The 20,550-nt window shown below is 74.6% G+C and carries 20 protein-coding genes and 2 tRNA genes; 6 read left to right on the top strand and 16 right to left on the bottom strand.

Features of this window, described 5'->3' with window-relative positions; translation table 11 throughout:
* Window positions 1–12: 12 nt before the first annotated feature.
* The gene (locus GC722_RS18035) at window positions 13–1,713 is read right to left on the bottom strand and encodes an LCP family protein (protein ID WP_156607502.1); all 1,701 of its coding nucleotides are present in this window, start codon (window positions 1,711–1,713) and stop codon (window positions 13–15) included.
* A gap of 154 nt (window positions 1,714–1,867) precedes the next feature.
* Between GC722_RS18035 and GC722_RS02185 the strand changes: the two genes are divergently transcribed.
* A tRNA-Ser gene (locus GC722_RS02185) sits at window positions 1,868–1,961 on the top strand.
* Between the two features lie 68 nt (window positions 1,962–2,029).
* Here the strand turns inward: GC722_RS02185 and GC722_RS02190 are convergent.
* Window positions 2,030–3,487 carry a CYTH and CHAD domain-containing protein gene (locus tag GC722_RS02190; RefSeq protein WP_156607503.1) on the bottom strand — a complete coding sequence of 486 codons (1,458 nt, stop codon included), beginning with the start codon at window positions 3,485–3,487 and terminating at the stop codon, window positions 2,030–2,032.
* Window positions 3,488–3,651: 164 nt separating this feature from the next.
* On the opposite strand from GC722_RS02190, the gene GC722_RS02195 reads away from it, so the two are divergent.
* Window positions 3,652–3,724, top strand: a tRNA-Arg gene (locus GC722_RS02195).
* 179 nt (window positions 3,725–3,903) lie between these two features.
* On the top strand, window positions 3,904–4,113 hold the full coding sequence (locus GC722_RS02200; RefSeq protein WP_156607504.1) for a hypothetical protein: 210 nt from the start codon (window positions 3,904–3,906) through the stop codon (window positions 4,111–4,113).
* Here the strand turns inward: GC722_RS02200 and GC722_RS02205 are convergent.
* The 6 genes from GC722_RS02205 to GC722_RS02230 all read right to left on the bottom strand — a co-directional run bounded on the left by GC722_RS02205 (window position 4,110) and on the right by GC722_RS02230 (window position 8,717).
* Window positions 4,110–4,307, bottom strand: coding sequence for a hypothetical protein (locus tag GC722_RS02205; RefSeq protein ID WP_156607505.1), 198 nt, complete (start codon window positions 4,305–4,307; stop codon window positions 4,110–4,112). The two genes, GC722_RS02200 and GC722_RS02205, sit on opposite strands and share 4 nt — an antisense overlap.
* Window positions 4,308–4,337: 30 nt before the next feature.
* Window positions 4,338–5,228 carry a M56 family metallopeptidase gene (locus GC722_RS19115; protein WP_156607506.1) on the bottom strand — a complete coding sequence of 297 codons (891 nt, stop codon included), beginning with the start codon at window positions 5,226–5,228 and terminating at the stop codon, window positions 4,338–4,340.
* A gap of 1 nt (window position 5,229) precedes the next feature.
* Window positions 5,230–5,598, bottom strand: coding sequence for a BlaI/MecI/CopY family transcriptional regulator (locus GC722_RS02215; protein WP_156607507.1), 369 nt, complete (start codon window positions 5,596–5,598; stop codon window positions 5,230–5,232).
* Window positions 5,599–5,629: 31 nt separating this feature from the next.
* The gene (locus GC722_RS02220; RefSeq protein ID WP_156607508.1) at window positions 5,630–7,306 is read right to left on the bottom strand and encodes a copper resistance CopC/CopD family protein; all 1,677 of its coding nucleotides are present in this window, start codon (window positions 7,304–7,306) and stop codon (window positions 5,630–5,632) included.
* The gene (locus tag GC722_RS02225) at window positions 7,303–8,034 is read right to left on the bottom strand and encodes a YcnI family protein (protein WP_156607509.1); all 732 of its coding nucleotides are present in this window, start codon (window positions 8,032–8,034) and stop codon (window positions 7,303–7,305) included. The genes GC722_RS02220 and GC722_RS02225 overlap by 4 nt, the downstream gene beginning before the upstream one ends.
* Window positions 8,035–8,099: 65 nt before the next feature.
* A complete protein-coding gene (locus GC722_RS02230) occupies window positions 8,100–8,717 on the bottom strand; it encodes a DUF5134 domain-containing protein (RefSeq protein ID WP_156607510.1) in 618 nt (205 codons plus the stop codon).
* A gap of 82 nt (window positions 8,718–8,799) precedes the next feature.
* On the opposite strand from GC722_RS02230, the gene GC722_RS02235 reads away from it, so the two are divergent.
* Complete coding sequence (locus tag GC722_RS02235) at window positions 8,800–9,180, top strand: hypothetical protein (RefSeq protein WP_156607511.1); 381 nt, start codon at window positions 8,800–8,802, stop codon at window positions 9,178–9,180.
* A gap of 86 nt (window positions 9,181–9,266) precedes the next feature.
* On the opposite strand, the gene GC722_RS02240 is transcribed toward GC722_RS02235, so the two are convergent.
* The 5 genes from GC722_RS02240 to GC722_RS02260 form a co-directional block, all read right to left on the bottom strand.
* On the bottom strand, window positions 9,267–10,175 hold the full coding sequence (locus tag GC722_RS02240; protein ID WP_331714307.1) for a carbohydrate ABC transporter permease: 909 nt from the start codon (window positions 10,173–10,175) through the stop codon (window positions 9,267–9,269).
* A complete protein-coding gene (locus tag GC722_RS02245) occupies window positions 10,172–11,185 on the bottom strand; it encodes a carbohydrate ABC transporter permease (RefSeq protein ID WP_331714308.1) in 1,014 nt (337 codons plus the stop codon). Before GC722_RS02245 ends, GC722_RS02240 begins: the two co-directional genes overlap by 4 nt.
* Window positions 11,182–12,594 (bottom strand): N-acetylglucosamine/diacetylchitobiose ABC transporter substrate-binding protein, encoded by a 1,413-nt coding sequence (gene ngcE, locus GC722_RS02250; RefSeq protein ID WP_156607512.1) that lies wholly within the window; start codon window positions 12,592–12,594, stop codon window positions 11,182–11,184. Before ngcE ends, GC722_RS02245 begins: the two co-directional genes overlap by 4 nt.
* 36 nt (window positions 12,595–12,630) lie before the next feature.
* Entirely contained in the window at window positions 12,631–13,623 is a 993-nt protein-coding gene (locus GC722_RS02255) for a MurR/RpiR family transcriptional regulator (RefSeq protein ID WP_156607513.1), read from the bottom strand.
* A 217-nt stretch (window positions 13,624–13,840) separates the two neighbouring features.
* Window positions 13,841–15,130 (bottom strand): GNAT family N-acetyltransferase, encoded by a 1,290-nt coding sequence (locus GC722_RS02260; RefSeq protein WP_156607514.1) that lies wholly within the window; start codon window positions 15,128–15,130, stop codon window positions 13,841–13,843.
* 31 nt (window positions 15,131–15,161) lie between these two features.
* On the opposite strand from GC722_RS02260, the gene GC722_RS02265 reads away from it, so the two are divergent.
* Window positions 15,162–15,656 (top strand): DedA family protein, encoded by a 495-nt coding sequence (locus tag GC722_RS02265; protein WP_156607515.1) that lies wholly within the window; start codon window positions 15,162–15,164, stop codon window positions 15,654–15,656.
* An 18-nt stretch (window positions 15,657–15,674) separates the two neighbouring features.
* Here GC722_RS02265 and GC722_RS02270 read toward each other — a convergent pair whose 3' ends face one another.
* The 3 genes from GC722_RS02270 to GC722_RS02280 are packed head-to-tail and all read right to left on the bottom strand — an operon-like array spanning window position 15,675 to window position 19,514.
* Entirely contained in the window at window positions 15,675–18,671 is a 2,997-nt protein-coding gene (locus GC722_RS02270) for a WXG100-like domain-containing protein (RefSeq protein WP_156607516.1), read from the bottom strand.
* Window positions 18,668–19,000, bottom strand: a complete 333-nt coding sequence (locus GC722_RS02275) for a hypothetical protein (protein ID WP_156607517.1) — start codon at window positions 18,998–19,000, stop codon at window positions 18,668–18,670. Before GC722_RS02275 ends, GC722_RS02270 begins: the two co-directional genes overlap by 4 nt.
* A 7-nt stretch (window positions 19,001–19,007) precedes the next feature.
* Complete coding sequence (locus tag GC722_RS02280; RefSeq protein WP_156607518.1) at window positions 19,008–19,514, bottom strand: YbaB/EbfC family nucleoid-associated protein; 507 nt, start codon at window positions 19,512–19,514, stop codon at window positions 19,008–19,010.
* A gap of 90 nt (window positions 19,515–19,604) precedes the next feature.
* Here GC722_RS02280 and GC722_RS02285 point away from each other — a divergent pair, with 90 nt between their 5' ends.
* Window positions 19,605–20,534 carry a 1,4-dihydroxy-2-naphthoyl-CoA synthase gene (locus GC722_RS02285; RefSeq protein ID WP_331714309.1) on the top strand — a complete coding sequence of 310 codons (930 nt, stop codon included), beginning with the start codon at window positions 19,605–19,607 and terminating at the stop codon, window positions 20,532–20,534.
* Window positions 20,535–20,550: the final 16 nt, after the last annotated feature.

A 20,550-nucleotide genomic window follows, 5' to 3' on the forward strand; every position in this document is an offset into this window, starting at 1 on the left:
ACGAGCGGGCGGTCAGGGGATCCGGGTCGGACCGGGGGTGGAGGCCGCCGCGGCCTCGGGGTCGAAGGCGCAGGCGTCGGTCACCGAGTCGCTCTCGGTGGTCTTCTTCGCCGACGGGCTGCCCGGGCGGTCGGAGGAGGAGGCCGAGGACGAGGCCGGCGGCGCACCCGTCTGCGAGGAGGACGCCCCCGAGCCCGGCTCTGGCTCGCCCGAGGCGGTCGGTGCCGGCGCGGAGGAGGCCCCACCCGGGTTCTTGCCGGTCTCGCCCAGCGCCTTGTCGACCCGGCGGCGCACCTGGTCCCAGTCGGGTCGGCTGGAGGAGAAGCCGGCCTTGCCGTTCTGGAACAGGACGCTGCGGGTCTCGCCGTCCTTGACGCGGAACGCCAGCTCGAGCAGCGAGGGCAGCAGCTCCTGCGGGACGTCGGTCTGGATGATGTCCTTCGAGGCGCGGGCGATGGCCTCGTAGCGGGTCAGCACCGTCTGCGGGTTGGCCTGCGCGATCACGGCGCTGATGACGCAGCGCTGCCGGGCCATCCGCTCGAAGTCGTCGGAGCCGTAGCGGCCGCGGGCGAACCAGAGCGCGTCGTTGCCGTTGAGGTGCTGGTCCGGGCCGGGGGCCAGGTAGCGGTCGGGGTAGATGCCCAGGTCGGTGTTCCCGCCGACCGCGACGTGGGTGTTGATGTTGACCGTGACCCCGCCCAGGGCGTCGATCATCTGGGAGAAGCCGTCGAGGTTCACCATCGCGTAGTAGTCGATGTCCAGCCCGAGGGCCTCGCCGACGGAGATCTTCAGCACGTCGGCGCCCTCGTTGTCGGTCTCGCCGACCGCACCGGGGTGGAGCGCGGGGATGTTGCGGTACATCGAGAACAGCACGTACTCGAGGTTGTCGGCGTCGTAGCCGTCGTAGAAGCCGTCCGGGTAGATCCGGCCCAGCTCGGAGTCGGCCGGGAAGGGCATGTGCGCGGTGTTGCGGGGCAGGCTGAACAGCGTGGTGTCGCCGCTGCGGGTGTCGATGCTGGCCACCATCACCGTGTCGGTGCGGACCCCCTCGCGGTGGTCGTCGCCGTCACCACCCAGCAGCAGCACGTTGAGGCGGGGCTGCTTGGCCCACGGGTCGGACTCGGGGTCGTGGGTGGGACGGGTGGCGGACTTGGTGTCCTTGCCGCTCTTGAACACCGCGCCGACCACGCCCGCCTGGTCGTGGGAGTAGCGGGCGGCGACGGCCATCGGCGCGGCCACCACGAACGCCAGCACCGCCACCAGGGCGGCCGACATCGCCCGCTGGGCGGTGGCCAGCCGCTGCGGACGCAGCGCGAGGTTGGTGGCCACGATGACGCCCACCCACAGCACGGCGACGAGGACGAGCACGGCCGAGATGACGTTGAGGCTGGTGGGGTCGACCGCGGCGGCGAGCAGCGAGGAGCGCCCCAGCAGCACCCACAGCGCCAGCCCCAGCAGGGCGGCCAGGAACACCCCGAGGACCACGCCGCCGGCGCGCCGGTGGCCCGCCTTGAGCAGCCCGACCCCGGGGACCAGGGCGCCGAGGGCGGTCCACCCGGCGCTGCGCTGGAAGGCGGTCTGCTCGGGGTCGGCGTGACGGCCGCCGAGGGCGTGCCGGCCGGCGGCGGGGCGGGGCTCCGGAGCAGGCGCGTCGTCCCGGGGCGGCAGCGCGCGGCGCGGCGTGTCGCTCCCGGGGGCTTCGTCGTCGGCCACGGGCGTGCTCCTGGTGTTCGATGGGTCCGGGGGCCGAGTGTAGACGCGGGCCGGAGCGCGGACCGGGTGGTCGGGTGCACCGCGCCCGCAGTAGCCGGCGCCGCGGGTCTTTGCGGCGTCGGCGTCTCGACCGGTAGGCTGGCCCGGCACCACTGGAGGCGTCGCCTAGTCAGGTCTATGGCGCCCGCCTGCTAAGCGGGTTGAGGGCTTCAACCCTCTCGCGGGTTCAAATCCCGCCGCCTCCGCCAGTCGGCCGGCCGAGCGCCGCCCCGCTCCCAGCTCGGGAGCAGGGCGGCGCTCGTCCGTCCTGGGCCGCTCAGGACTGCTGGTCGCCCCAGCGCCGTGCGAGCTCCGCGCGGATCTGCTCGGCCCGGTGCTCCTCCCGCGCCACCAGGTAGCCGTAGGTGAACCCGTTCTGGCCGCCGCCTGCTCCGGCCGCAGCGCCGAGCCGCCGCAGGAACGCCGCGCTGACCACGCTGTCCTGGTGCTCGCCCAGCAGCGTCTGCAGCTCGCTGGTCGACTCCGCGATCCGGGCCGCCTTCTTGCCGCCCGCCTGGGCCAGCAGCTCGGCGGCGTAGCGGTAGCGCTTGGCCGCCTTGCGGGCCCGGTGCAGCGCCTCGACGTCGCCGCCGGCGGCCTGGAGCCGGCGGTCGAGCTTCTTCCCCGCCCTGCGCAGGTGGCGGCGGGCGTCCTTGGCGGGCCGGTCCGCCTCCGCGGTGAGCGGCGGGTCGGTGAGCCACCGCCGCACCAGCCCCATCAGCGCGGCGTACCGTTCACCGGCCATGGCCTCGGTCAGCCGCGACAGGTGCTCGGCGCGCTCCAGCGACAGGGTGGTCTCGACGTGCGCGGCCACCGGACCCAGCACGACCTCCGCCGGGAGCTCGGCGAGCTGGCCGGCGAGCCGCTGGGAGAGGACGTCGCGGTCGCGCACCTGGCCGAGCAGCCCGGCCAGCCACACCAGCTCGGTCTCCAGCTGCTGGGCGGCGTCGGGGTCGAACAGCGGGCCGAAGACCCGCAGCGTGCTGCGCAACCGACGGATCGCCACGCGGAACTTGTGGACGGGCGGCTCCCCGAGACGCGTCTGGACGTCGCCGCGGACGATCTGGCGGCACTGCGCGGCCAGGTAGCTGCGGACGAGGGCGGCCACCGTGCCGTCCCCGGCGTCGGTGGTCCCGCCGGCGGGAGAGCCGAGGGTGCGCTGCAGCTTCGAGGCCGTGGCCGAGGGGGTGGCACCGGCGGCGAGCAGCTGCTGGCCGACCCGGCGCTGCAGCTCCTCGTCCCCGCCGGGACCCAGCTCCACCTCGAGCTCGCGCCAGCTGCTGATCCGGGCCTCCTCACCCATCGCGACCCCGCTGACCCGGTCGTCGGCCAGCTCGAGCAGCAGCGTGCCGTCGCCGGTCAGCAGGCGGTGCACCGTGCGCGTGACCGTGACCCGGGCGACCGGGGACAGCTCCTCGCCCGACCGCAGCCCGACGACCACGTCGGCCAGGGTGGCGGGCAGCTCGTCGCCGGCGGAGCCGTCGCGGACCTCCACCCGCCCGTCCTCCTCGGGGACCTTGAGGTGCCAGCCGGCGTCGGTCCCGCCCTCGCGGTGCCGCAGCGTCACGCCGAACCCGGCCAGGTGGCCGGAGGGGGTGTCGTGGTAGGTGTTCTGCAGGTGGAGCTCCTCGGTCTCCCACCGGACGCCCGCCGGCGCCAGCTCCTGCAGGTCCGGGAGGCGGAAGCTCTCGGGGACGTCGAACTTGTCCTCCCGTTCGAGCACCTGGTCGACCATCAGCACCCCTGTTCTCGCCCGTGCCGCGGTGCGGTCGGGCGGCTCGTTCCGTCGCTCGACGTTATACACCGGGCCGTGCGCCCGCCCGGGGCGGGGAGCAGGCGCGGGGAAGGCGATTTGGACGGCGGGTGGATGGTCGCTAGACTCATCCCTCGGTTCGACCGGCGCTCGTAGCTTAACGGATAGAGCATCTGACTACGGATCAGAAGGTTGGGGGTTCGAATCCCTCCGAGCGCGCAGCACAGCCCCTGACCACATCTCGTGGCCGGGGGCTGACCTGCTTCCGGGTGCCGCTGCCGGATGTCGGAGCAGGACGTCGGCACATCTCGTCGAACCGTCAGCACGAGGCAGCGCTGACGGATACCGTGGCGACATCCCCCGAGAACGACGTCGCGACTGAGCACGGGGGAGACGCCATGCACAAGAACCTGTCCTTCTGGTCCGCGCTGGCGGGCTTCACGCTGGCGGCCCTGGCCCTGACGCTGCTGCTCAGCGGGCAGTCGGGACCCGTCTGGTGGGTGCACGCGTTCATGGCGGTGTCAGGGCTGTACCTCGGGGTGGACCACTCGCGGACGGCGGTCGCGCTCCGCCACTCCAAGGCCAGGCGCGTCGCCGGCCAGCGCTAGCGGCCCGCGGCCGCCCCGCCGTCCTGGAAGTCCTCGGCGACCGCCTCGCGCTCGGAGTCCAGCGCCTCCCCGGGAGAGGCGGAGGCCTGCTCGCCGAGCCGCGGGGTCGGCTCCCGGTCGGTCGGGACGTGCTCGTGGACCTCGCTCGCGAAGTCGTCCTGCTCACCGGAGACGTGGGTCGAGGATTCGCTCATGCCCGGCCCATACCCGTCGGCCGGTCGTCGTCACCGCCCGGCGGCGGTCGCGCGCTGCGGCGACCAGAGCAGCGGGCGCCGCGGCCGCGGCGGGGGGACCGGCGAGCGTCGCAACCGCTCGGCGCGCAGCAGCATCGACTCGTCGCCCTCCCGGGTGCCGATGGTGGTCAGCGCCCGGGCCAGCGGAGCGCTGCCGCACCGGCGCGCCGCCGCGTCGTCGGCGATGAGCTCCACCAGCAGACCGGTCACCCGGTGCAGCTCCCGGGCTCCCGGCAGCAGCGGCAGGCAGGCCGCGTTGAGCCGGGCCAGCCGGACCAGCACCGGGTGGTGCAGCCGCAGGTGCGCCAGCTCGTGCTGCATCACCGCCCGCAGCTCGGCCGGCGTCAGCGCCCGGGCCAGACCCGAGGAGACGACGACCCGGTGCCGGGCCCCAGAGCCGCCGGGCAGGCGTCCCGGCAGCGCGCAGGCCAGCGCCCGCTCCGACTCCACCACGGTGATGACCATCGAGTCCGCGACCGTGCGGTGGATGCCCCGCTCGGCCACCAGGGCGCCCAGCAGCCGCCGGGTGCGGGCCTCCTCGCAGGCGATCCGGTGCGACTGGGTGCTGACCACCACGGCGGCGACCCCGGCCACGGTGATGGCGACCCAGGCCAGCACCATGCCCTGCACCGGGCTCAACGACCCCGGAGGTGGCGGCGCCTGCTGCTCGACCAGCACCGCGGCCAGCGCCATCGCCACCGCCAGGCTGGCCGCGGCCGCCGCCAGCCCGCTGTGCAGGGCGACGTGCCAGAGGCCGAGGGCCAGCCCGGGACGGCGGAAGCGCCACCGGCCGCGGGTCAGCAGCACCGGCGCCAGCCCGGCCATCAGCCCGGCGTGCCCCAGCAGCAGCCCGACGGCCAGCAGCGACCCCCCGACGTCCACCTCAGGCCTCCGGCGGCGGGTCGAGGGCCCGGCGGAGGGCCGCGACGTCCTCGGGATCCAGGCTGCCGGCGAACTTCAGCAGCGCGGCGGTCCGGTCCCCGGAGTCGGCCAGGGTCGCCAGCATGGCCTCACCCGTGAACTCCGACTCCGACCGGGCGGCGGCGAAACGCACCCCGCGGGCACCGCCCACCCGCACCACCTCGCCCTTGACGCGCAGCCGCTCCAGCGCGGTCAGCACGGTGGTGACGGCCGGCGTGGTGCCCGGCAGCCGGCCCGCGAGCTCCTGCGCGCTGAGCGGCTCCTCGCCCTGCCACAGGGCGCGCAGCAGCGCCGCCTCCAGCTCGCCCCGGGCCCGTCTGCGCCCCGTCATCTCCGCCTCCCTGCTCGTGCCGCCCGGGTGCTCACCGGACCTCCACCGTGCCGCTGCCGACCGGCTCGCGGAACTCGTCGACGCGCACCGCGAGCTGCACCTCCCAGCTGCCGGTGACGGGCAGGTCCACCTCGCCGGTCCACCGTCCGCCGCCGTCGTCGGCCGTCAGGGGAGCGGTCAGCGGTCCCACCCCGGCGACCGGCTGGGTGAGCCGCAGCGTCGGGGCCGCGGTGGTCTGCAGCGGACGTCCGTCGGCACCGGTCAGCACCACCGACACCGTGTTCCGCCCCGTCACCCCCGGCTCCAGGGTGATGTCGGCGCGGTCGCCGGCCAGCTCCAGCTGGGTGGCGGCCGGCTCCGGCGGGGCGGACGTGCTCGGGCTGGAGGAGATCAGCAGCCCGGTCACCGCCACCGCGGCGAGCAGCAGCGCGAGCTCGTCCAGCAGGGTCCGGCGGAGCCGGGACAGCAGGGCCGACGGGTCGCCGACCGCGGCCAGCGCGGGCAGCAGCCGCAGCCGGTTCCAGCCGGCGAGCAGCAGGGCCACCCCGACCAGCCCGAGCTTGACCAGCAGCGTCCGCCCGTAGCCGGTGCCCAGCAGCGCGTCCCAGGTCTCGAGCACCAGCACGGCCAGCACCGTGCCCGTGACGGCCAGCGCCGCCACCGACACGGCGGCGAGCGTGGAGAACCGGCCGACCACCGTCAGCGGGCCGGGGTGCCCAGGGTCCGCCCGGGACGGGGAGTAGGCGGGGCGACGCAGCACCAGCACCAGCCCGAGCAGCCCGCCCACCCAGGCCGAGGCCACGACGACGTGCACCAGGTCCGCCCCGACCACCAGCCACGTCGGCGAGGTGCTGCGGGTGTGGCCGGTGACGGCCTGCGCGCCGATCACCACCGCCAGCGCCACCGCGGTGGCGAGGTGCCCCGACTCCGACCGGCGCCCCCAGGCCGAGGAGCTGAGGTCGGCGGCCACCACCGCGCCCACGGCGGTCATCAGCGTCGCCGCGGTCGCGGGGTCGGCGAGGATCCGCTGCCACGCCAGGGCGGAGGCGACCGCGGCCAGGCCGGTGCCCTGCTGCACCACCCATCCCAGCGGCAGCACCACCAGCGTGGCCAGCCCGGCGACCCAGGCCGAGAGCCGCAGGGCGCGCAGCATCCCCGGCGGCTGCTCCGCACCGCGCAGCACCAGCCGGTCGAACAGCACCAGCCCCACCAGCAGCAGCACCCCGGCCAGCGTCAGCCCGCGGGCCAGCACCACGGTCCCGCTCAGCCAGGGCGAGGAGCTGCCGGCGGTGGGGGACCCGCTGTTCTCGCTGGGGGCGCCGACCGAGAAGGTCAGCACGCCGGCGATGGGGTGGCCGTCGGCCGAGACCACCCGCCAGCTCAGCAGCGAGGTGCCCTGCGGCACCGGGGCGGGGAGCTCGACCACCACCGTCTCGTCGCGGGCGGTGGCGGGCAGCACCGTGCTGCTGCCGTCCGGGGCCAGCCACTGCGCGCCCTCCACCGCGGGCGAGACGGGTTCGTCGAAGGTCAGCGTGACGGTGCGGGGCGCCGTCGCCAGCACGGCCCCCTCGGCGGGGTCCGTGCCGATCAGCGAGGCGTGGGCGTGCCCGGGAGCGGCGGGCAGCAGCAGCCCGCCCAGCACGGCCACGGCCACGGCCGCCAGCAGCCGCAGCAGGCAGCTGCGGGCCCGGGTCGCTGCGCTGGTCACGACCGGGACCGCGACCCCCGCAGCAGGGCGGTGGTGCCGGCGACGAGCCCGGCCAGCCCGGCCACCAGACCGGCGATCCCCAGGGCGTCGCCGGAGCCGCCGCTGCCGCTCTCGACGCTCGCCCGCGTGGAGGCCTCCCCGTCCGGCTCCGCCGGGGTCTGGCCGTGCCCGGTGCCCTCCTCGGCGGCCGTCACCGTGAGGGTGGGCGCCGGGGTGTCGAGGCTGTGCGGGTCCTGGCCGTCGGCCGGCACCTGGATCCAGGAGGTGGAGCCGTCCTCGCAGGTCTGCACCGCCGGGAAGGCCAGCGTCTGCCCGGCGGCGTCCTCGGGCACGGTCAGCTGGATCTCGAAGGTCTGCCGGTAGCCGTCGGGGACGGGGGACTCGGCGCGGTACTCGATCGTCTCCACCCGCTCGGTGACCTGGTTGCCGTGGCTGTCGGTGACCGGCGACGACAGCTCGGCCATCGTCTTCTCGACCTCCCAGCCCGGGGTGATGGTGGGGGTGGCGCTCAGCAGCTGCTCGGGCAGCTGGACGGCCAGAGCGGTGGTGGGGGAGCCCTCGCAGCCGTGGCTGAAGCCGAAGGTCAGCACCGTCGAGCTCCCCGCCGCGGCGGTCGAGGGCGACACGGTGACGTGGGCGTGCGCCGGGGCGGCGGAGGCCACCGCCCAGGTCAGGCCGCCGAGCAGCACGGTGGCGAGCACGGCTCGTCCTCGGTTCGGGTCCAGCATGGGCAGCCTTCCGCTCGGATCGGGTGGCCCCACCGTACCGCTGTTCTACAAGATGTAGAGAATCGTCAGCCGAGCAGGGCCGGCGCGGTCATCGCCAGCATCCCGACCCCCATCACGGTGTGGCTGACGTCGAAGCCCCCCGGCCGGTGGTGCGGTGCCCGCGACGCCCGCGCGTGCACGGCCGCGCTGACCGACAGCGCTGTGCCGGCCAGCAGCAGCGCGACCAGGCCCAGCCCGGTCAGCTCGGGCACCAGGCCCAGCCGGGCCGCCGTGTGGTCGTGGGCCGACCCGCCCTCCGGCGGCTCCACCGCCAGCATCCAGACCATGGCCAGCGTCATCACGACGTGGAACCAGGGCAGCCACGCCACCGAGGCGTCCTCCGTGGCGGACGTGGCGGCGTGCCCAGTCCTGCCCGGGGACCACAGGGGTTGGCCCGGGGACCACAGGGCCCGGCCCAGGAACCACAGGCTGGACAGCGCGAACAGCACCAGCTGGGGCCACACCGGCACCGAGGACCCGTGCGTCCAGGCCATCGTCAGCATGGCCAGGCTCATCAGCAGGTGCAGCCCGTGGTCGAGCCGCTCGGGCCAGCGGGAGGGCCGCAGCGTCTGCACGGCGAACCAGCCGCCGGTCAGCGCGAACAGCGCCGAGAGCAGCACCAGGGCCAGCGGGTCGGTGACCACCACACCTCCGGGAGCGGTCGGGGACGGACGTCAGTGCGTCACCCTAGCCCCGCCCGGGCAGGCGCGTGAGAGCCTTGAGTGCATGAACCTGCCGGTCCACCCGCACCTGCTCGTGCTCCGCACCGCCGCGACGCTGGTGCTGGCGGCCCTGATCGGCCAGGCCGGCTGGGCGGCGGCGGGCATCGGCCGCGACCCGCGCTGGTTCGGCCTGCACGAGACCTTCGCCTGGGTGACGCTGGCGGTCTGCCTGGCCAGCCTGGTGGTGTACGTCGTGCTGCGCCGGACGGCCGGACGGCTGCTGGTGACGATGGCGGCCGTGGTGGCCGTCCTGCCGCTGGTGCAGATCGGGCTGGCCGAGGCCCGCGTCATCGACGCGCACGTCTTCGTCGGGGTGCTGACGGTGATGGTGGGGACGGCGTTGACCTCCTGGACCTACCGCCACAAGCTCCCCGCCGCCGACTGAGCGCCGCCCCACCCGGGGAAGCAGAGAGCCCGCCCCCGGACCGCTGGGGTCCGGGTGGCGGGCTCGCGCGGTGGCGGCTCAGGCCGTCACTTCAGCGCGCCTCCGGTGACGGAGTTCTGCACCTGGCGCTGGAAGATCACGTAGACGATCAGCACCGGGGTGATGGTGATGACCACCGCCGCGAACAGGCCGCCGAAGTCGATCTCGTAGCCGATCTGGCCGGCGTAGGCGCCCATGCCCTGGCTCAGCACCCAGTTCTCCTGGCGGGTGTTGATGGCCACCGGGATCAGGTACTGGTTCCACAGCCCCAGGAAGTTGAAGATGGTCACCGACGCGAGACCGGGCTTGGCCATCGGCAGCATCACGCTGAAGAACGTCCGCCAGTCCCCGCAGCCGTCGATGGCGGCCGCCTCGGCGATCTCCTCCGGCAGCGTCCGGAAGAAGGCGTAGAGGAAGAACACCGTGAACGGCAGCGCGAAGGCCACGTAGGTCAGCACCAGCCCCGGCAGGGTGTTGAGCAGCGCCATCCCCCGCAGCACGAAGAACAGCGGCACGATGGCCAGGAACACCGGGAAGGTCAGCCCCGCCAGCATCAGGTAGTAGATGAGTCGGCGACCGGGGAAGGAGTAGCGGGCCAGCACGTAGGCGCACATGGCGCCCAGCAGCATGACCAGCACCAGGGCGGACCCCACCACCAGCACCGTGTTCAGGAAGTAGCGCCCGATCCCCGCCTCGGTCCAGGCCCGGGCGTAGTTGCCGAACAGCCACGTCTCGGGCAGCGCGAACGGCGAGCCGCTGATGATCTCGCTGGAGCTCTTGAACGAGGACAGCAGCGACCACAGCAGCGGGATCAGGATGATGATGGTCCACACCACCAGCACCACGTGGGAGGCGACGGCCACGGCCTTGTCGCCACCGGTGGTCCTGGTCGTGCGCAGCGGCTGGGCCTCGTCCACCGTCGTCGCGGTGGGTCGGGCCTCGTCGATGGTCGTCACGTGCGCTTACCTTCGTCCTTCTCGGCCCCGGTCAGGCGGTTGACCACGAAGACCAGGGCGGCGAACGCGAGGGTGACGAGGGCCAGGACCACGCCCATGGCCGAGGCCTCACCCCAGCGGTTCTGGGTGAATGCGGTGCGGAACAGCTCCTGCGCCATCACCAGCGTGGAGTTGTCCGGGCCGCCGGTCGGGTTCATGGCCTGCATGAACACGAAGGCGTCCAGGGCGGCGATGCCGAGGTAGATGTAGGCGGTCTGGACGTTGTCGCGGATGAGCGGCACGGTGATCGTCACGGCGGTGCGGAAGCGACCGGCACCGTCGAGCCGGGCGGCCTCGAAGACCTCCTTGTCGACGCCGCGGATGGCGGCGACGAAGAGGACCATGTAGAAGCCCACCATGGCCCACACCATCACGAAGATGGTCGCGCCCATCGCGGTGTCGGTGTCACCCAGCCAGGGGAAGGCGGCGAACGCGTCGAACCCCAGCGCGGTCAGGAACCCGTTGAGCAGACCGCCCCGCGGGTTGTAGACCATGCCCCAGATCAGGCCGATGACGATGGCCGGGACCGCGTAGGGGAAGAACGAGACCACCCGGTACAGGCTGGAGCCGCGCAGCCCCCGCACCTCGCCGGTGGAGGAGCCGCTGACCGTCAGCACGCTGGCCAGCGCCAGGCTGAGCACGATGGTGACCAGCGGCACCACGACGACGAGGATGACGTTGTTCCGCATCGCGCGCAGGAACGTGGCGTCGGAGAAGATGCGGGCGTAGTTGTCCAGGCCGACGAAGCCCTTGGGCGGGCTGAACCCGCTCCACGCGGTGAGCGAGTAGTAGAACGCCTGCCCGAAGGGCCACAGCACGAGACCGACGTAGATCAGCAGCGGCAGGCCGAGGAAGACGGCCATGAAGCTGATCCGGCCGAAGGACGGCCGACGGCGCCGCCGCCGGGCCACCGGGGGAACCCCCGGCAGCCCGGCGGCGGGCCGCACGTCGGCAGTGGTGCCTTGGCTCACTGGACTTCGATCTTCTCGACCGAGTCGTCGTTGGCCACGGCGTCGGTGAGCTCCTGCAGCCGGCTGGTCAGCTCGTCGACGCCGAAGGAGCCGTCGAGGAAGCTGTTCCAGACCGTCAGCATGTCCGCGTTCATGCCGTAGGTGCTGACGAAGTTGAACGTGAAGACGTCGGTGCCGGCCGCGTTCAGCATCTCGGTCTGGGACTGCAGCGCGGTGGAGCCGAAGCCGTCCTCGGGCACGGTGCCCTGGACGATCGTCGGGGCCAGCTTCTCCTTGGCGAAGTTGGTGGCCGCCTCCTTGCTGAGCATGGCCCGCAGCAGCTCCTTGCCACCGGCCACGTTGGCCGCCTGGCTCGGCACGATGTAGGGCTCGCCGGCGGTGCTGTGCAGCGCACCGGCGGGCAGCACGGCGGTGGCCGGGTCGACCACGAGGCCGCGGAAGCCCTTCATCTCGAAGCCCTCGGCGGTCTGGGACTTCATCTCGTTCTCGATCCAGGCGCCCGACGGGTAGAGCAGGGCCTCCTGGTCGTTGCTCCACTGGGCCTGGGCGGCGGTGAACTGGGTGCCCGCGCCGCCGGGGGCGAAGTAGCCCTTCTCCACGGCCTCGGCCATCTTGGTGAAGACGTCCTGCACGGCCGGCTTGGACCAGCAGTCCGGCTGCAGGTTCTCCAGCGCCAGGCGCACCTCGTCCCCGCCCTGCATGATGGCGGACTCGATGGCCATCGTCTGGTAGTAGGTCGCGGCCTCCTTGCCCCAGACGAAGAGGTACTTGTCCTTCTCCTTGGCCTTGGCGCCCAGCTCGAGGGCCTCGTCCCAGGTGGTGGGGACCGTCCAGCCGTTCTCCTCGAACAGCGAGGCGGAGTACCAGACGCCGTACACGGTCAGCACGTAGTTGATCGCGGCCAGCTTGTCGCCGAAGGTGCCGGGAGCCAGCACGCCCTCGTACAGGGTGTCGCGGATCGGGGTGCCCTCGTAGTTGTTGGCGTCGATGACGTCGGTGAGGTCCTCCAGCTGGTCCAGGATGGCGTTGAAGCCGATCTGCTGGGCGCCGGAGTTGTCGATCAGGTCCGGCGGGTTGCCACCGGCGAAGCGGGGCTGCAGCTCCTGGGCGATCGCCGTGGAGGGGGAGATCTTCGGGGTGACGCCCATGCTGGCGCCCATCACCTCGGCGGCGAACTCGACGTAGTCGACGCCGTAGCCACCGTTGAAGATCACCGCGTCGACGGTGCTGCCCTCGGGCACGCCGAACGGGTTGTTGTCGGTGGCCTCACCGGTCTCCTGGGGAGCGGCCGGACCGGCGCCGCTGCCGGCGCACGACGCCAGCGCCCCGCCGACCGGCACCATCGCCGCAGCGACCAGGGAACCGCGCAGCAGGGTGCGGCGGCCCACGGTCCCGAACTGTTCACTCATCTTGATATGCCTTCCGTTGTTGGGCTTGCGCTGTCGTCAACCGGCTCGGTGGTCCGGCTGGGCTCTGGTGGGGTGGTCGACGCCGACCGTCCGCCGCTCGGCGGCCGGAGGACGGTGCACCGCCCGCGGGGCGCGGCGGTGCGGGGAGACGGCCAGTGCCGTCGCGGCCAGGGTGCTGGTGGCCCGGCTGTAGTTCTGCTGGGCGATCAGCAGGTACAGCAGGTCGATCACCAGCAGCTGGACGTGCTTGGCGGCCAGGTCGTCGGGCTGCAGGAAGCGCCCGAACGCCGAGGTGGTGATCGTCAGGTCGGCGGCGGCCGCGGCCGGCGAGCTCGGGTTGTTGGTCAGCGCGATGGTGAGGGCGCCGGCCGCCCGGGCCTGCTGCAGCATCTGGATGGTCGACTCGGTGCGCCCGGTGTTGCTGATCGCCAGGGCCACGCAGTCGGCGTCCTGCACGGCCGCGCTGGTCAGCCCCGCGTGCAGCTCGCCCCAGTGGTGGCAGTTGATGCCGATGCGGTAGAGCCGGGCCTCGAGCTCCTTGGCCATCAGGGCGCTGCCGCCGACGCCGTAGATGTCGAAGTGGCGGCAGCCGGAGATCCGGCGGGCCACCAGCTCCAGCAGCTCGAGGTCGAGCTGGGAGGCCGTCTGCTGCAGCGAGCGGGTGTGGGCGCTGATCAGCGTGCTGAGCACGGTCTGCGGGCTGTCCTCGGGACGGAACTCACCGCCGATGTCGCTCTGCCAGGCGGCGGCGCTGTCGCGGCCGACGTCGGAGGCGACGGCCACCCGGAAGGGCACGTAGCCGGCGAAGCCGAGCATCCGGCAGAAGCGGGTGACCGTGGCGGCGGAGGTGCCGGTCTCGTCGGCCAGCTCCACGATGGAGTACTGCAGCGGGGTGCGCGGGTGCTCGAGCAGGAACCGCGCGATCTTGGCCATCGCCGCCGACATCTCGGGCAGCGCGTGCTGGATGCGGCTCACGACGCTGGTCGAGGCGTCCCAGTTCTGGGACGTCGCCGTCTGCTTGGCCGCCATGAAAATCCTTACCCCGAAGAGCCCGATGTCCGGAAACTATTCTCATCGGTATCGGTGGTCAAGGACTCCGGGCTACGACTTGGTAACGATGAGGTGACCAGGTGCATGGGACGTCGCGACCCGCTCCCGAGGGCGGGCGTGGCCGGCCGCGGACGGTCATTCTGGCACCGGCAGCCCCCGGTGTCAGGAGAATTGCGGCTGTCGGGCCGCCCAGGGCTCAGTACTTGGTGACCGAGTACGGGCGGCTGGGGAGCTCGGTCAGCGCGGCGAACCGCTCCAGGGCCGCGTCGTCGCCCTGCAGCCGTCCCGCCCGCCGCAGCGTGCGGGCGGTGACCCCGCCGAGGTAGAGCGAGCCGAGGGTGGCCACGTCGAGACGGACCTCCGGCTCCTCGCCGGTCCGGGTCACCGACGCCCGCCCGGCCGCGACCTCGACGCGGAAGGTGCCGGCGGCGAGGTCCATGTCGTCCTCGACGCCGAGCACCACCGTGCCGTCGCGGTACCACTCCCGCTGCTCGAGCGAGGCGGCCACGTCGAGCACCCGCAGCCAGATGACGTCCTCGAGCTTGCTCACCGAGTACAGCCGCGGGTCGCTCAGCGCGAACTCCAGCGGGTCCTCCATCGGGGCCCGCGAGAAGGTGACGTTCTCGACGAGGTCGATCGAGGCCAGCAGCTGCCACAGCCCCAGGTAGGCCTCGTCGCCCGCCGTGACCAGGTCGTGCACCACCAGGTGCCGCTGCCCGCCGGCCTGCCGCTCCACCCGGTAGGTGACGTAGCCGTCGACCTCGCCCGCGGGGTCGTGGTGGACGGCGGCCCGACGGGCCTGGTCGGGCTCGTTGCTGCCCGGGTCGTAGGCCCCCGACACCACCTCGGGGTACCAGGACGGCCGGTCGACCGAACCGCGCTGCTGGGCGTGGAAGCGGGCGAAGACGGTGCTGAACAGCTCGGCGTTGCGGTGCGGGTCCACCAGCTCCACCCGTCCGGAGGCCGGCTGGCGCAGACCGAACCGCCGGGAGGTCTCGATCGAGATGTGCCGCAGCCAGGTGGCGGGGCCGAAGCCGAAGCGGCCGTAGATGGAGCCCTCGCTGACCGTCAGCGCGGCCATCGGCAGACCGCGCTCGCGGGCCTCGGCGAGGTCGGTGGTCATCATCCGCCGCAGCAGCCCCCGGCGGCGGTGGGTGGGGCGGACGGTGACGTCGGTGATCATGTGCAGCGGCAGCAGCCGGCCCGCGCCCACGTTGAGGGTCTTGTCGAAGCTGATGAAGGTGGCGACCGGGGCCTGCGGGTCCAGCTCCAGCGGCGGCGGGTCGAGGGGGTACATGCCGCGCAGCACGGCTTCGTCGGCCTGCGCCGTGCGGACGGCCATCTCGAGCCCGTGGCCGCGCATGCGGGCGTCGTGGAAGCCCTGGGCCACGGCCTGGAACCACCGCTCGGTGGCCTCGTCCGGCACCGGGCGGCCGTCCGGTCCGGGGACGGTGCGGGCGGGCTGGGCTCTCAGGTCGTAGTCCACCCCAGGAGGGTAGCGACATAGGGTGGCTGCGATGAGCCTGGATCCGACCACCTGGGGATGGCCGTTCCCCGCCACGGTGGCGGCCTTCTTCGTCGTCGTGGTGCTCCGGGCCAACGCCACCTACTGGCTGGGCCGGCTGGTCCGCCGCGGCGCCGAGCGGAGCCGGGCCGCCGCGCTGCTGGCCCGCCCCGGCTACCGGCGCGCCGAGGGCTGGGTCGACCGCTGGGGGGCGCCGGCGGTCACCGTCTCCTTCCTGACCGTCGGGGTCCAGACGCTGGTGAACCTGGCGGCGGGCGTCGGCCGGATGTCGCTGTGGCGCTACCTGCCGGCCGTCGTGGTCGGCTCGGTGCTGTGGGCGCTCGTCTACTCCACGGTCGGCTTCGTGGGGCTGGCCGCCGTCCGGCTGCTGTGGGACCGCTCGCCGTGGCTCGTGGTCGCCGCGGCGCTGCTGCTGGCCCTGCTGCTCCTCGCCCACCTGGTGCGGGCGCGCCGACGTGCCCCGGAGCCGGCGGGGACGGCCCGGTAGCGGTCCTCGGGGCCGGGGTCAGCGCAGACCGGCGGCCAGCGACTGCTCCACCGGCACCGGCTGGGGGTACACGCGGGTGTCCTCGACCGGTCCGCTCAGCTCGGCCACGGCGACCCACAGCGGCATCCACTCGCCCTGCGTGATGGGTGAGAAGCCCAGCGCGGCCGCCTCGGCCCGGCTGCCGCCGACGTAGCGGACCAGCACCAGGTCCTCGACCCGGCGCAGCGGCTGGACGTCCGCCCCGCGCCAGCCGGCGAGGGTGCTCACGCCGACGGTGGCCACCACCCGCTCGGCGTCCACCACGGTCCGGCGGGTGCCGTCGGCGACCGGGTGGAACTCGGCCGGGGCCGCCACCCCTCGTCCCACCAGGACGGTGTGCCGGTCAGTGAGCACCACCGACTCGTGCAGCGTGCCGTCGTCGAGCTGGGCGAAGTGGCCGTTGTCGAGACGCCGGCCCGGCAGCGCGGCCGCGGGGGGCACCTCCGGCCCGCTCCAGGCCGCCGACCGGGCGCTCCAGGTGGCCACGTGCTCGGCGTGGCCGTCGGCGTGCAGCCGCCAGATCTCGGCCAGGTGCGGGACGGCGACCGCGCGCTGCGGCAGCAGCTCCACCTCCTCGATCGGGTGGGTGGAGGTGGATCCGGGCGCCCAGCCGGTGCCGGTCCAGGGACGGGCGTGGTCGCGGACCAGGGCCGGCAGGCCCCGGCGCGGGTCGGCCACGTCGGCGGCCACCGGGACGACCAGGTCGGCCTCGCGCACCCCGGCGAAGCGGAGCACGTCCACGCTCGCCGCGCCGGCGTCGTGCACCCGGACGGACCCGCCGCCGGGCTCGAGCAGCTCGAAGCCCAGGCCCAGGGCGCCGAACAGCTCCGCCGGAGTGCGCAGCTGGACCACCTGGGACAGCGGGTGGAGCAGCCCGGAGAGGGTGTCCTGGCGGCCGTCCAGCAGGGCCTCGGTCTGGCCGGGGGCGAGCACCAGCTGGTACGGGGTGTCCATGCCGGCCGGCAGCACGGCCAGCGGGGCCGGCTCCGGGCCGAACTGCGCCGGCCACAGCGGCCCGCCGACGCCGCCGCCACCCAGCACGGCGGGCACCGGTCGGCGCAGGTCGGTGAAGGCGGCGGCGAGCCCTACGGCCGCGGCGGCCAGGGCCGCCCCGGTGAGCAGGGCGGTGGCCGTGCGGTCGGGATCGTCGGCCCCGGCAGCGGGCAGGGCCATCGGGTCGGGCTGCTGGGGGACCGGTGCCGGCTGGGCCGCGGCGCCGCGCTCGGGCGGTCGCGGGGCGACGACCCCGGGCTGGCCGGACTGGGCGGCCGGCGGCGCGGCCGCCGACCCCGGTGCGACCCCCGACCCGGCCGGGGGCACGGCCGCCGCCGGGGGCGCACCGGCGAAGGTCTCCCGGAGCGGGCCGTAGCCGGGGCCGGTGCTCAGCGGCGCGGAGGGGGCGGGAGCGGGCGCACCCGGGGCGATGGCGCCCGGCGCCTGCACGGCGGGACCCGGCGCCGCCGGGCCGGAGGGTCCGCCGGTGGGCGTGCCGGGGCCCACGCCGGAGGGCTGACCGGGGGCGGCGGGGTAGCCGCCGCCGGGAGCGGCCGGAGCGCCGCTGCCGGCCCCCGCACCGGCTCCGGGCGCGTTCTGCCACGGGGCCGTGACCTCGGGCGCCGGGGCGACCCCGGCCGCGCCCGTGCCGGGCGAGGTGTCGGGAGCGGGTGGGGCGGGCTGCAGCGGCGCAGCCGGGACCTCGGGCGACCACCCGCCTCCCGGGCCGGGCACGGCGACCGCCGGCGGCGGGGTGTGGTGCTGGTGCCCGCCGCCGGACCAGCCGGTCGAGCCGCCGGATGGACCGCGGGGGGCCTCGGCCGCGACCGGGTCCGGCGCGGCCGGCGGGGCGCCGGTGTGGACCGGTGGTGCGGTGGACGGCCAGGAGTCGTGGCGCGGCGGTGAGGCGGGGCTGGCTGGGCTGCCGAGGGGGCGGATGTCGCGGGGGCTGTCGTCCGGGTCCCGGTGACCGGGCGGGGTGTCGCCCTGACGGCCGGGGTGGTCGTGGTGCCCGCCCCGGTCGAGGGGCGCGGCGGGGTCGAGCGGCTCCTCGGGGTCCGGCCCGCCCGTGCCGGAGGGGTCGCGCGGGTCGAGCGGGGGGAGCGGGTCGCCCGGGAGCGGCAGCCCGGGCAGGCGGGGCGGCTCGGGACCCTCGCCGTCCGGGTCGAGCTCGGCGGCGGTCTGGTCCAGGTCCACCTCGGGGACCGGGGTGTCCTCGCCGGGGGCGTTGAGCAGGTCGCGGTACCGGTCCCGCAGCGCCTGCTGCTCCGGGCTGGACGCCGGCGGGGGCACCGGGGGCTCCCCGTCGACGCCGACCGGCTGCCCGTCCGGGCCGGTGACGGCCTCGGGCAGGCCGAGGTCGACCGGCACGTCGGCGGCCGGGCTCAGCCCGGCGTCGGTGAGGGGGTCGGTGCTGGTGCTGACGTTCTGCACCCCACCGCCGCCCGCGCCGGCCGCCGGTGCGGACAGGTCGGGGGAGATGGTGACGTCGAGGTCGACCGCGGCCAGGCTCTCCACCAGGGCCTCGGAGATGGCCTGGACGTGGGCGGCCGCCGCCACCTGCTGGCTGCGCAGCCGCTGCAGCAGCAGCGTGGGCGGCAGCAGGTTGCGGGGGTCGCGCAGCTCCTCGGCGGTGGCGGCCTGCAGCGCCGCGAGCACCAGGTTGCTGGCCTCCTTGGCCCGCACGACCAGCCTCGCCGCTGTCCGGCAGCCGGTGGCCAGGGTGGTGGCCCCCTCGGCCACGGCGCCGACCCACTCGCGGGTGACCGTGCCCTTGCGCTGGACGGCGTCCGCGGCGGGTCCGAGGTGGCTCTGGGCCAGCCGGTCGAACCGCTGCCGCAGCTCGCCGGCGCGCTCGTCGGCCGCGGTCGCGGCCCGGTCCCAGGTCTCGGCCAGGGCCAGCAGGCCGTCCTCGTCGGTCTCGGGGAACCGCCCCTGCCAGACCCAGTCGGGGATGGACCAGTGGTCGGCGACGGTGATCACACCGACACCTCCGGTCCGCGGTTCACCGTGCCCGAGGCGTGCACGGCGGCGTCCTCCACGTCGGCGTAGGTGCCGCCCATCACCGCCAGCCGGTTGGCCACGGCGTGCAGCTGGGTGGCGATCTGGGCGTCGTTGCCGGCCACCCTCCGGGCGGCCGGCGCGTAGCGGGCGAGCAGCGCCCGACCGGCGGCGTCGGCGCCGAAGCAGCCGGCGTGCTCGCGCAGGCCCTGCTGCACGGCCGTCCGGTCCCGTTCGGCGGCGCCGGCCGACACGGCGACCTGCCGGGCGACGTCGGCGATCTCGGACCGGTCGTGGCTGCTGATCGTCATCGGGTCCTCACTCGAAGGGGTTGTCCGGGCGGGGCGGCTCGGCCGGCTCGGGGTCCGGGCCGGGGGACGGTTCGGGTGTGCGGAGCAGGTCGGGGCCCACCAGCTCGCTGACCTCGGGCATCCGCTCCAGCAGCGCGGCGACCGGGTCGGCCCGGGCCGACTCCCGCGCGCCGGCCTCGGCGAGCTGGGCGGCGGCGTCCTCGCTGGCGGCCCGGGCCGCGACGAGGATGGCGGTGCGGAGCTGCGCGATGGAGCCGAGCCGCAGCGCCCGTGGGTCCAGCTGCAGGTCGAGGAGCCGGTTCTGGGCGTCGACCTCCACCACCACGGCCTCGTCCTCGGCCGAGCCGCGGCCGCGGACGGTGCGCAGCGCGTCCAGGGTGGCGGCCAGGCTGCGCCGGTGCTCGTCCAGCTCGCGGTCCACCTCCTCGCGGCGGCGCCGGAGCTGGGCGATCTGGTGGTCCAGGTCGGAGTCGACCGGTCTGGCGCCCGGGCCCGCGGAGGAGGGCTGCGTCATCGGCGGGTCCTTCCGGGGGCGGGCAGGGGTACGGGTCCGTTTCTACCGCGCGCCGGGTTCACCGCCGCGACGAGCGGCTAGCCTGCCCGGGTGAGCGACCCCGCACGTCCTGGCCCCGGTGGGCTGCCCGTCCCGGACTGGGAGCCGGTGCCCGGCTTCGAGTTCACCGACATCACCTACCACCGCTCGGCGTCGGTGCCGGCGGTGCGGATCGCCTTCGACCGGCCCGAGGTGCGCAACGCCTTCCGGCCCCGCACCGTGGACGAGCTGTACCGGGCCCTCGAGCACGCCCGCACCAGCAGCGACGTCGGCTGCGTGCTGCTGACCGGCAACGGGCCCTCGCCCAAGGACGGCGGCTGGGCCTTCTGCAGCGGCGGCGACCAGCGCATCCGTGGGCGCTCCGGATACCAGTACGCCGAGGGCGAGGAGGCGCCGGACCCGGTCGCCGAGGGCGACCCGGCGGCGATGGGCCGGTTGCACATCCTGGAGGTGCAGCGGCTGATCCGCTTCATGCCCAAGGTGGTCATCGCGCTGGTGAACGGGTGGGCGGCCGGCGGCGGGCACAGCCTGCACGTCGTCTGCGACCTCACGCTGGCCAGCCGCGAGCACGCCCGGTTCAAGCAGACCGACGCCGACGTCGGCTCCTTCGACGCCGGCTACGGCTCGGCCTACCTGGCCCGGCAGGTCGGGCAGAAGTTCGCCCGCCAGATCTTCTTCCTCGGCGACGTGCACGACGCCGAGGACGCCATGCGGATGGGCATGGTCAACGCGGTGGTGCCGCACGAGGAGCTCGAGGCCCACGGGCTGGCCTGGGCGGCGAAGATCTGCCGCAAGAGCCCCACCGCGCAGCGGATGCTGAAGTTCGCCTTCAACGCCGTCGACGACGGACTGGTCGGGCAGCAGGTCTTCGCCGGCGAGACCACCCGGCTGGCCTACATGACCGACGAGGCCGTCGAGGGCCGCGACGCCTTCCTGCAGAAGCGCGACCCGGACTGGAGCCGCTTCCCCTACTACTACTGAGCCGGGCGCGTGCTCC

The organism is Auraticoccus cholistanensis, assembly GCF_009742705.1.
Classification (GTDB): Bacteria; Actinomycetota; Actinomycetes; order Propionibacteriales; family Propionibacteriaceae; genus Auraticoccus; species Auraticoccus cholistanensis.